The organism is Lactobacillus sp. ESL0261 (assembly GCF_003693025.1).
Classification (GTDB): Bacteria; Bacillota; Bacilli; order Lactobacillales; family Lactobacillaceae; genus Lactobacillus; species Lactobacillus kullabergensis.
Genome location: NZ_REHN01000014.1, coordinates 137,273 through 148,399, shown reverse-complemented (window position 1 = coordinate 148,399; position 11,127 = coordinate 137,273). Strand labels below are relative to the sequence as shown.

Here is an 11,127-nt window from a genome sequence, read left to right as displayed (position 1 = left end):
AATAATTCCCTCCGCATACGTTAAGCAAAACTTATTTTACCATCTAATAAAAATGTTTTCCACAAGTGCACAAAAAGAATTCAGAATTAACAAGCTGTGGATATAATTTACAGAAAAATACACAAAAACTAAGTAAATTTAAAATACTTTTTGCTTATTTACATAAGAGACTGTGGAAATCTTTTGCTATAACAGCAGTATTTTTAACAAAGTGTGAAACATAATATCCACATGGTGTGTAAAACTTTTTAAACAGGTTGTAGATTGTGGATAAAGTTGTGTAAAATACTGTGACTTTGATTTTGTGGATAAGTATTTAGTAAAAACTTTAAACAAAAAAAGTATTTCTTACGATAAGATTTTTGGGTGTTCAGTTTTTCCGGTATAAATTTGATTTTTCTTTGTTCTTCCTGAGGTGAATGCAAATTTATAACATTGAATTAGAGGGTGATATTCTTGGATGCAAAAAAACTCTTAAACAGTAAAGAACGTAAATTTTACATTTTAGCCCGAATGATCAATGGAGAACATGTTAGCTATCAAAAATTGTCTGATGATTATTTTGTTTCCCGCAGCAGTATTGCAAATGACATTATTAGTATCAAAAAGAGGCTATCTAAGGATAATATCCCTCTGCTTTTTAATAATTCTGGATCATACATTGGCGGAGGTGAAATAGATAAACAAAAAATAATAAAACGAGTCGTTATTGATTTGTTAGGTAATAAGGAAGGAAAGCAATTAATTAGTTTATTTATTGATAGTAGATTGCTGAAAACCATCTTTAAATTATTTCATCAAAAATTACAAGCCTGGAAACTTGAAGTTCCAGAAAATAATATAGGCGATATTTCTATTTCTACAGCAATATTAGTTTTCAGAGGTATGAATGGCTATCAAATTAGTTGGAAAAAGAAGGATCAGCTTGACAGCGTATTGATGCAGTTTGATAAGTACCCTTTAGTTTACCAATTGTTGAAAACTGTGGAAGAAAGCGAAATATATCATTTTAATGATACGGAAATGCAGTACCTTTATTACATAATAATTGGCAATGGCTTTAATTTTTTCATGAACAATGGACAAATTCCTGCTGAATTTAAGTCAGAAGTGAAGCAGTTAATAGCTAATGTTAGTGACAGCTTAAATATTGATTTAACAAAAGATTCATCATTATTAGAAAAATTATTAGTGCATCTTTATCAGATGAAACTGCGGCTTGAATCAAAAACTACGGTTATTAATCCTTTATTACAAGAAATTAAAAATAACTATCCTGATTTATATGGGGTAGTTTGGTATGCATTGAGTGAATTTAGTGAAAATAATCATTTAGCTGTTTCTGATGATGAAGTTGGTTTTGTGACATTGCATTTTCAGGCGGCCGTTGAACGTAATAAAGAAATAAACAGAATTCTTTTCGTTTGTCCAAATGGTATAGGAATGAGTTCCTTAATTTGTGCAAAAATGAAAAGAATATTACCAGCCGCAGCTTTGACTGAGGTTACTTCTAAGCATGATTTGGTAAAAAAAGATTTATCGAATGTTTCATTGATTATTTCAACTGTTAAATTAAGTGAACAACAAGTACCTGTAGTGAATATTTCGCCTATTATGACAATTTCAGATATGAAGAAAATTGCCAGCTCTTATATTGATGTGGTGACAAAACAAAGTGTTGAAAAAAAAGACGAGCATATAGTTATTAATGATGTCGGACCTTTCTTAAAAGGAAATATATTTTTTATGGATGAAAAAGTGACTGATAACATCATTGATGTCTTATTAAAAAGTGGTACTTGGAATGATGAAAAAAGTTTTGAATGTTATAAAAAATCGCTAACAAAGCGTGAAGAATTACAGTCTACCTATATCAGTAATGGTTTTGCCATACCTCATGGCGATCCTAAATTTATTACCAAGAGTTCTATTGCTGTCGCGATTTTAGATAAACCTGTCAACTGGGGAAATAATCGTGTAGATATTATAGCAATGTTAATGATTAAAAGAACTGATAAAAAAATAGTTGAACCATTTATGAATCTAATTATGCATGGAATAAAAAATAAAGAATGGTTTATTTCAAAAATGATGGAGGTCAAATAATAGTGACATGTTCTTTGTTTAATGAAGATAACGTTCAAATAATAGATAGTGCTATGAATTGGAAGATTGCATTACAAAAAGCTAGTGAGCCTCTATTAAAAGCAAATATTATTACGCCAAAATATGTTGCGAGCATGATTGAGAGCATTAAAAAGAATGGACCCTATATGGTCCTGACTGATTATTTTGCTCTGATGCATGCCAGACCAGGTGATGGTGTTAATAAAATGGGTATGAGTTTACTGGTTTCACGTAACCCAATTGATCTTGAAGGTAAACCAGTCAAAATCTTTTTGGTAATGGCTGCAATTGATAATACTAGTCATTTACAAAGTTTGCAGAAAGTTATTTCGATTTTTATGGATACAGAATCTTATAAAACTATTTTGAGTGCAAATAAGTCGGCAATTGTTTCAATGTTTAAGAAAGTAAAGGGTTAAGTATGAAAATTTTAGCAGTATGTGGTTTTGGAGTTGGCAGTTCAATGGTTTTGAAAATGACATTGGAAAAAGCAGTTAAAGAATTGGGAATAGATGCTGAAGTAAAGAATACAGATATTGCATCAGCTAAAGCAGAACAAGCAGATGTTTACTTTACCAGTGCTGAATTAAAGCCAGATCTTGAATCATCGACAGACAAACCAGTTTATGCAATTAAACGATACATGGATAAAGATGAAGTCCTTAAAGCAATGAATGCATTTTTAGCAAATAAGAAAGGTAACTAACTATGGACATTCTAAAATTTATTTCAAATAATATTCTGCAAGATCCACCTGTTTTGCTTGGACTAATTGCAATGCTGGGGCTAATTGTTCAGAAAAAGCCTATTGCAGAAATAGTGAAGGGCAGTATGTCAGCTGCCTTCGGTATGATAATTCTTACTGAAGGTGTAAATATGTTAACTGGTGTGGTATCAGCAATTAATACTGCTATTCAAACCAAAATGGGTATTACAGTTGCAAAAGGCATGACAGATATTACCTTCACAGCTCAATATGGCGGAGATGTTGGTATGGCTATGTTTTTAGCACTTGTGATTCACATTTTGATTGCCAGATTCACTCCAATAAAAACCATTTTCTTAACCGGGCATATGCTTTGGTGGGTTCCTTTTGTTATTGTAGCTGGTGGCGTAGAAGGTGGATTAAGAGGCATTAATTTAATTGTTATGAGTGCTATTCTTTCTGCATTATACTTTTCGATCGCTCCGTGGATTATGCGGAAGTATGTTTGGGCAGCTACTGGTGATGACTCTTTCTTAATTGGTCATCCGACAACAATACTTTCATTAATTTCAGGTTTTGTAGCAAAACATGTTGGTAATAAGAAACATTCTACAGAAGACTTGAATGTTCCAAAGGGGTTATCTTTTTTCCGTGATATTTCAATTACGGGTGGCATAGTAATGTTTACGGTAGACATTATCGTGGGCATAATTGCCCCTACTTTGGTTCCAAAAGGCAGCAATTTGTTTACTGTTGCATTAAATGCTGGTTTAACTTTCGGCGGCGGATTATTGATTCTGCTTTATGGAGTACGCTTGCTGGTCAACCAGATTATTCCAGCCTTTCAAGGAATTTCTGAAAAGCTGGTACCAGGAGCAAAGCCCGCTTTTGATGTGCCGATTTTGTTCAACTACAAGCCTAATGCTGTGATTATAGGATTTCTTTCTGCCTTTATTACTTCAACTATTCTGGTGTTGATTGCCAATGTAACTAATCTTTTTGGAATCTTGATTGTGCCGTTGATGATTACAAGCTTCTTCGAATGTGGGGGAGCAGCCGTAATAGGTGAAGGACAAGGTGGAATTAAGGGTGCAATTATTGGTACCGCAGTTGCATCTGTTGCCATGGTAGCCTTGGTTGGAGTCTCAGCTATGATGATGGGAAGCACAATTAGAAACTGGATCCTTATTTTTGGAGGAAATGACCTTTCTTTATGGAGCATTATTAGTAAACTTATTGGAAGTTTGTTTGGAGGTATTTAATAATATGTATCGCTATATTGATAAAGTTGAAAGCATTCTTGACGCAGTGAAGAGAGACGAAAGGGATAATATTGAAAAAGCGATAAAAATAATTACTGAAGCAAACATTAACAAGAACTCTATTTATATATTTGGTGCCAGTCATGCAGGCATATTGGCAGATGAGATGTACTATCGTGCCGGAGGAATGATAACAATTAATGCCATATTTGGCAGAGAGGTAATGCTTGACAGGAAACCTATTACTTTTACTAGTAAAATGGAAAGACTTGAAGGCTATGGCTCTGCACTAGCTAGTACAGTGAATTTTAAACAGAATGATGTCTTAATACTTCATTCTGTTTCTGGAAGAAATCCCGTTATTATTGACCTTGCACTTGCTGCCAAAAAACTGGGCGTAACAATTATTGGGTTGACTAATTTAAAGTATTCAAAATCAGTAACAAGCCGGCATTCATCAGGAAAAAGATTATTTGAAATTGCAGATGTAGTAATTGATAATCATGGTGATATAGGGGATGCTGCATGTTCTATAAAAGGTACGGAGCAAAAAGCAGGGCCAACTTCTACTGTGGTAGGTGCAGCTATTTTAGATAATATTGTTGTAGAAGCAAGTCAAAGACTAATAGAACATGGAAATAAAGAGGCTCCAATTTTTTATTCAGCTAATATTGATGGGGGAGATCAAAAGAACAAAAAACTAATTAATGAATATCATGATATGATTCATTATCAATTTTAGGTGAAAAAAAGCATATATTTGAAATAAGTCCCAAAAGTCAGACAACTTTTGGGACTTATTTGTCTCTTTTATTGGTTTATTGGGTGCGCTTTTTATTTAACTATTGTTTTGATTATAAACACTCAATATTAGAAAAAGTAATTTTAGTTTATTTTTATTATAGTTTGATATTGTTATGACATTGTTAAAGTTAAAAGTCATATGAACATGTTTTCATAACTTGTTTACATATTAATTAAGTTTACAGTCATCTTAAGTAAAATTTTGATTATGTAAAGAAGGTAAATTTAATGAATTTTGAAGAACGAGTTATTAGTCAATCAATAAATTTGACAGATTTAGAAGATAAAATTGTTAAGTATTTTTTTAAAAATAAGGAACATATTAGTGATTTAAAAATCACGTATCTGGCCCACAAATTTTATACTTACCCTAATACAATTACCAGGCTTTGTCATAAGTTAGGGTATACGGGATTTTCAGACCTAAAGAGTTCAATTAAAAATGAAAATCTGGGAAACATAAAAACGGAAGATTACGAGCAGAAGGAATTACGAATAAACTTAGAATTAATCAATCAGATGAAAAGCGAAAAAGTGTTAGATAAGTTGGTAAATGCTAAAAAAATCAATTTTTATTCAATGGGCCAGACTGCTTACGCAACAAGGCTTGTGGTAGGCAATTTCTATGCACTTGATTATAAGTCGTTTTTTTATGATTATCCGAATGACCTGACTCACATCATAGGGCGTGAAAATGACGATGTTTTCTTTTTAATTAGTCTTTCCGGTAACAAAAAGCAATTGATTGAATTGGCCAAGGAAATAAAAAGTCATGGTAATTTCCTGATTACTTTAACTCATCTTTCAATCAATCCTTTAGCGAAATTGGCTGATGAAAGGCTTTATTGCTATTCTCCCGATAAAAGGGTGGATGATTACAATGTTACTGATAAAACACCGATATTACTTGTGATGAATGATTTGTTTAAAAAATACGCTGAAAAATTAAATAAGAAAATAACAAGTGTGTAATATTACACACTTGTTATTTTTTTAAGGGATTACGAGTGTACTTTTCCAAAAAATCGAGGGTAAAAAAATGTAAGCGCTTATAATTGCATTTGAAACAACAAAGGGAGGCGTAAAGATGAGTGATGAGCAAGTAATAATGCAATTAATTTCACAAGGAGGTAGTGCCAGATCTAATAGCATTGAGGCAATTAGAAAAGCCCGTGAGCGAGACTTGAAGGCTAGTGAACTATTAATGCAAAAAGCGCACGATGATCTAGTCAAAGCACATAACTTACAGACTAAGTTGTTACAAAAAGAAGTTAATGGTCAGGGTAAAGCGCCAACTTTATTAATGGTACATGCACAAGATCATTTAATGAATGCAATGACAGTAAATGATTTGGCAAAAGAAATAATTGCAATTTTAAGTTCAAAGGAGATAAAAGATGACTTATAAAATTATGTTAGCCTGTGCAGGTGGTTTTTCTACAAGTATGTTAGTAACACAAATGAAAAAGGCAGCTAAGAAGGAAAACATTGATGTAGAAATTAATGCTGTAGCTGAATCTGCTCTGAATAATTATGATGATTTGGACATCATTTTACTCGGACCGCAAGTTGGACATATCAAGCCTGAACTGGAAAAAGAATTTTCAATTCCAGTCAGAGTAATTGACCAAATGGATTACGGAATGATGAATGGCGAAAAAGTTTTAAATGATGCAATGAAAGTGTTGAAAGGAGCGGGGAAAGCTAATGACAGCAGCAAGTAAAACTAATCTAAGTAAATTACGAGATAAGATACAAACAGGAATGGGCAAGTTCCAGCGTAACAAATACGTTTCTGCCATTGCTGGTGGTATGATGGCTATTCTGCCTGTTCTAATGGTAGGGTCATTTGCTTCAATATTTTTCAGTTTAAATATAGGTCCATATCAAGCTTTCATTACGCAAAGCGGTTTGAAAAATATTTTTAATATTATTACAGCAGTTACTACAGATATCTTATCAATATATGTTGTTATTTCATTGTCTAATAGTTTAGCAGCAGAACTGAAAGTCGATAAGTTTATGTCAATAATCTCTTCTCTTGTCGCTTTTTTATTGGTTACTCCAATGCTAGTTCAAAAAGGTAAATTTATTGGACTTGATATGAATTACATTGGCTCACAAGGGATGCTTGTTGCAATGGTAGTAGCACTAACTGCAACCAGATTATTTGCACTTTTTGCTAATAACAAGCATTTGGTAATTAAAATGCCGGATAGTGTTCCAGAGTTTGTTTCAAAGACTTTTGCTTCCATGCTGCCGATTTTTTTGATTACAATAATTTATGCAATCGTTAATTTCTTGTTTGCTTTGACACCGTACCATAACATTGATGATATGATTATGAAATTGATCCAAATACCACTTCAGGGCTTAGGTTCAAGTCCGTTTGCAGCTTTGGTTTTAGTTTTCTTCGCTGAATTTTGCTGGTTTTTCGGAATACATGGTACGATGGCAACAACAGCCGTATTATATACATTGTTTTATCCGTTCGATGTGGCTAATTTAAATGCATTTAAGGCAGGAGTAGCCTTACCTTATATTGTGACAATGACATTCATTACTAACCAAAAGGGTCCTCGTGCACTAGCATATGCGATTTTATGCTTGCGTTCTAAGAGTGAAAGATTACGTTCACTTGGTAAAGTAGGTTTCATTCCAGCCTTCTTTGGTATTAGTGAGCCGTTTAAGTTTGGTATTCCTATGGTTTTAAATCCATTGGCTTTTATTCCTCTGACTATGGGTGGAACTATTAGTGTGGCCGCTACATACTTAGCAACATATATAGGTTTAATCCCAAGACCTAATGGTATCCCTGTACAAACTGCTGGGACACCAGAATTCTTTAGAGCCTTTCTATTAGGCGGCTGGCGTATGGTCATTTGGCATGTCGTCCAGTTGTTAATTCTACTTGCAGTATGGTATCCGTTTATGAAGCTGATTGATAAACAATGTTGTAATGAAGAAGCAGCTAAGGCACAAACTGCCGAGTAAAGGGGGAAATAGATGATTTCACAAGTTGAAGTTAAATATCTGAATCAGAATAACTATTCATTAAAATGGAAGAGTGCTAAAAGTGTGGCAATCTATTTATTACCTCGACCTGATGAAGAAGTATCCGAATTTTTAACGGAAACAAAGGCAAATCATGCAGAATTTAAAATAACTAAATATTACCGGCCGTATTTTTTGCTAAAGGATGAGGATAACCAAATAATATACACTAACAGAGTTTTACCACTTCAAGGAAGTAATAATTTTCGAGATTTAGGCGGTTATATAGGTGCAAATGGCAAACGTGTTAAGTGGGGGAAACTTTTTCGTTCAGATCACTTGCATCGTTTAACTGAACACGATAAAAAAGTTTTAGATGATATCGGAATAAAAACAGTGATTGATTATCGCAGTGAAGATGAGTATCAGTCACAGCCGAATCAAACTTGGTCAACTTTGCAACAGACTGTGCATTTAGTGCCTGAAGCACAAAGAGCAGTTTTAGCAGCTAAAGCTGGTAGTACTAAAGAAAAGGTACGCCAACTAGTAGAACGTGAGGTTGATAAAAATGTTAAGTTTGATAATTCTGGTAAAACAATGATTGATCAGGGGAAAGACTTTGTTCGGTTAGATGAAAATAAAAAGATTTATCGTAAGATGTTGTCTGCCGTTTTAGACGAAAAAAATATACCACTTGATCAGCATTGTCGTGGTGGCAAGGATCGGACTGGTTATGGTGTAGCCCTGATTTTGTATTTACTTGGTGTAAATATGGATACTATTCTAGAAGATTACATGTTAACTAAAACTTTGCGTATTCAAAGAAATAAAAGACGAATGGCGCAGTATGCAAACGAAACTAGTGATCAAAATGTGTTAGATTACCTGTTTTCCATGCTTGATACCAGGTCGGAATACCTGGAAGCGTCGTTTGCTGAAATGATTAATATTTCAGGTAGCATTGATTCATATTTAAAGAATGAATTGAAAATAAGTAAAAATGACGTTGATAAGTTAAGAAATATGTATTTAGAATAAGCTTTATGTCTTTATATTTTATATATAGTATAAAAAATTAAGTCCCGAAATTATCTGATTAATTGCGGGATTTTTTAAAAGTACCAATAAGTGTATAATTATAATAAATTAAAACATTTTTATTTTATTAAGTTTATACTGCTAAGAAGGTATTATATGAATTATCAAGATTATGTTGAGCTAGGCTTAAAAGATGACGGCAATTTAAAGCTGATTCTTAAAGGAAATGTAGAAAATAACGGCCATAATAAGATTGGGGTCGTCAGTGTTGTTTACATTACAAAGGATGTTGCAAAAGCTAAACAAAAGTTAAGTGAATTAAATGCCAGTAAAAAAGAAGGAGACTATTACATGGTTTATAGCTGCCCTTTAGATAAATATTTACCAGATCTCGGGCACTATCCGTCAATTGAAATTACGCAAGGTGACTTGTCCTAGGGTATATCTTTAGATATGAACGGGATAAAATTAAAATCAGGTCACATCTTTGAATAAGGAAAATGGAGATTATAAAGTTAGCCAAGCGCTTTAATGAAAAAGGTCAAGTCCTATTAGAATGAGGCCGTATATTTAGGTAATAAATTCGCATTTTTTGACTTTTTACTTGGTTTTTTACTTTAATCATGGTATTCTAGATATTAAATTGTGCAGTCTGCATACAAAAAATTGGAGGTGTAGTTTAATGACAACTAAAAGAACTTACCAACCTAAAAAGCGTCACCGTTCAAGAGTTCATGGCTTTATGAAACGGATGAGTACATCTAATGGCCGTAAGGTTTTGGCTAGACGCCGTGCAAAGGGTAGAAAAGTCTTATCTGCTTAAACCACTGAAATCCCAGTGGTTTTTTTAATTTATAAGAGTGGAATGAAACGTTTTGAGAAAGTCTTATCGTGTTAAAACAGAAAATGATTTTCAAACAGTTTTTAAATCAGGTAATTCAATAGCAAACCGGGCTTTTGTTATTTATCAACTAGATAAACCGGAAAATAAGCATTTTCGCGTTGGTATTTCTGTTGGTAAAAAAGTCGGGCATACTGCTGTAGTTCGTAATCGCCTCAAACGTTATATTCGTGCAGTTCTTACGGAAAATAAACCTTTAATTAAGCCACATGTTGATTTTCTAGTCATTGCTAGACCGTATGCGCGTAATTTTAGATGGGATGATGTTCGTAAGAACCTCTTGCATGCACTCTTTTTAGCCAATATAATTGAAGAGATACCGAATAAAGTTGAGGAAAATTAGAGTGAAAGACATTTTAACTAAAAAGAATGTCAGGCGTCTACTTGTACTGCTGACAGTGGTTGCATTAGCAGTTGTTTTAACAGGATGTGCATCCACTGGCACGCTAAAACCAGTTTCACATACAAGTGGCAGCTGGTGGGATCGCTGGGTCATTTATTATATGTCCACGTTTTTGTTGTGGCTGTCGAAACTGATTGGCAACAATTACGGCTGGGCAATTATTATCTTTACAATCATTGTACGGCTAATTTTGTACCCGCTTAGTGCAATTCAGATTAAGAGCACTACTAAGATGCAAAAAATTCAGCCGGAAATAGACGCTTTGCGTAAGAAATATCCTGGCAGCGATACAGAGTCGCGTACTTTACTTTCGCAAGAAACAAATAAGCTCTATAAAGAAGCTGGGGTTAATCCCTATGCCGGCTGTTTGCCTTTAATTATTCAGATGCCAGTTATGCTTGCATTATACGGAGCGATTGCGCAAACTCCCCAGCTTATGACTGGCCACTTTATGTGGATGGATTTAGGTAAGCCTGACCCATACTTTATTATGCCGATTTTATCAATGATTTTGACATTTGCGTCAACATACATTAGTCAACTTTCAATGCCAAAGGAATCACAGACTTTGTCATCAAAAATTATGACTTACGGGATGTCAATTATGGTTGGTGTAATGGGTATATATTTCCAGTCAGCTATTGTAGTTTACTGGGTAATTTCTAATTTATTCCAGGTAGTTCAGACTTTTATTCTGCAAAACCCAATTAAATATCGGCGTGAGCAGGAAGAAAAAGAGCGCCAGGAGCGTGAACGTAAACGGCAACTAAGAAGAACGTATAAACGGTTAAAACGCAGAAAATAATATTAATCTAAATTAATGATTTAGATAAAGTAGTCAAAGTGCTTTATCCATCATGATTATTCATGGTGGAATAATGCGCTTTTTTTA

Annotated in this window: 14 protein-coding genes; all 14 read left to right on the top strand. The window is 33.7% G+C overall.

Annotation, left to right across the window (positions count from 1 at the left end):
- Nucleotides 1–456 precede the first annotated feature (456 nt).
- The 14 genes from F5ESL0261_RS10065 (at nucleotide 457) to F5ESL0261_RS10000 (ending at nucleotide 11,040) form a co-directional block, all read left to right on the top strand.
- On the top strand, nucleotides 457–2,106 hold the full coding sequence (locus F5ESL0261_RS10065; protein WP_122053144.1) for a PRD domain-containing protein: 1,650 nt from the start codon (nucleotides 457–459) through the stop codon (nucleotides 2,104–2,106).
- Entirely contained in the window at nucleotides 2,103–2,546 is a 444-nt protein-coding gene (locus F5ESL0261_RS10060; protein WP_370448936.1) for a PTS sugar transporter subunit IIA, read from the top strand. Before F5ESL0261_RS10065 ends, F5ESL0261_RS10060 begins: the two co-directional genes overlap by 4 nt.
- Nucleotides 2,547–2,548: 2 nt before the next feature.
- Complete coding sequence (locus F5ESL0261_RS10055) at nucleotides 2,549–2,833, top strand: PTS sugar transporter subunit IIB (protein WP_109586970.1); 285 nt, start codon at nucleotides 2,549–2,551, stop codon at nucleotides 2,831–2,833.
- 2 nt (nucleotides 2,834–2,835) lie between these two features.
- Entirely contained in the window at nucleotides 2,836–4,095 is a 1,260-nt protein-coding gene (locus F5ESL0261_RS10050; RefSeq protein ID WP_034978610.1) for a PTS ascorbate transporter subunit IIC, read from the top strand.
- Nucleotides 4,096–4,099: 4 nt separating this feature from the next.
- A complete protein-coding gene (locus F5ESL0261_RS10045) occupies nucleotides 4,100–4,837 on the top strand; it encodes a sugar isomerase domain-containing protein (protein ID WP_045928874.1) in 738 nt (245 codons plus the stop codon).
- A 290-nt stretch (nucleotides 4,838–5,127) separates the two neighbouring features.
- Nucleotides 5,128–5,871, top strand: a complete 744-nt coding sequence (locus tag F5ESL0261_RS10040; RefSeq protein ID WP_122053143.1) for a MurR/RpiR family transcriptional regulator — start codon at nucleotides 5,128–5,130, stop codon at nucleotides 5,869–5,871.
- A 115-nt stretch (nucleotides 5,872–5,986) separates the two neighbouring features.
- Nucleotides 5,987–6,307 (top strand): PTS lactose/cellobiose transporter subunit IIA, encoded by a 321-nt coding sequence (locus F5ESL0261_RS10035; RefSeq protein ID WP_109586967.1) that lies wholly within the window; start codon nucleotides 5,987–5,989, stop codon nucleotides 6,305–6,307.
- Nucleotides 6,297–6,623 (top strand): PTS sugar transporter subunit IIB, encoded by a 327-nt coding sequence (locus F5ESL0261_RS10030; RefSeq protein WP_109586966.1) that lies wholly within the window; start codon nucleotides 6,297–6,299, stop codon nucleotides 6,621–6,623. Before F5ESL0261_RS10035 ends, F5ESL0261_RS10030 begins: the two co-directional genes overlap by 11 nt.
- On the top strand, nucleotides 6,607–7,893 hold the full coding sequence (locus tag F5ESL0261_RS10025; RefSeq protein ID WP_052060255.1) for a PTS sugar transporter subunit IIC: 1,287 nt from the start codon (nucleotides 6,607–6,609) through the stop codon (nucleotides 7,891–7,893). Before F5ESL0261_RS10030 ends, F5ESL0261_RS10025 begins: the two co-directional genes overlap by 17 nt.
- Nucleotides 7,894–7,905: 12 nt before the next feature.
- The gene (locus tag F5ESL0261_RS10020; protein WP_122053142.1) at nucleotides 7,906–8,931 is read left to right on the top strand and encodes a tyrosine-protein phosphatase; all 1,026 of its coding nucleotides are present in this window, start codon (nucleotides 7,906–7,908) and stop codon (nucleotides 8,929–8,931) included.
- A 156-nt stretch (nucleotides 8,932–9,087) separates the two neighbouring features.
- The gene (locus F5ESL0261_RS10015) at nucleotides 9,088–9,369 is read left to right on the top strand and encodes a hypothetical protein (protein WP_122053141.1); all 282 of its coding nucleotides are present in this window, start codon (nucleotides 9,088–9,090) and stop codon (nucleotides 9,367–9,369) included.
- Between the two features lie 244 nt (nucleotides 9,370–9,613).
- A complete protein-coding gene (gene rpmH, locus F5ESL0261_RS10010; protein ID WP_003549412.1) occupies nucleotides 9,614–9,754 on the top strand; it encodes a 50S ribosomal protein L34 in 141 nt (46 codons plus the stop codon).
- Nucleotides 9,755–9,806: 52 nt separating this feature from the next.
- Nucleotides 9,807–10,175 (top strand): ribonuclease P protein component, encoded by a 369-nt coding sequence (gene rnpA / locus F5ESL0261_RS10005; RefSeq protein WP_122053140.1) that lies wholly within the window; start codon nucleotides 9,807–9,809, stop codon nucleotides 10,173–10,175.
- A 1-nt stretch (nucleotide 10,176) separates the two neighbouring features.
- Nucleotides 10,177–11,040, top strand: coding sequence for a membrane protein insertase YidC (locus F5ESL0261_RS10000; protein ID WP_122053139.1), 864 nt, complete (start codon nucleotides 10,177–10,179; stop codon nucleotides 11,038–11,040).
- Nucleotides 11,041–11,127 lie beyond the last annotated feature (87 nt).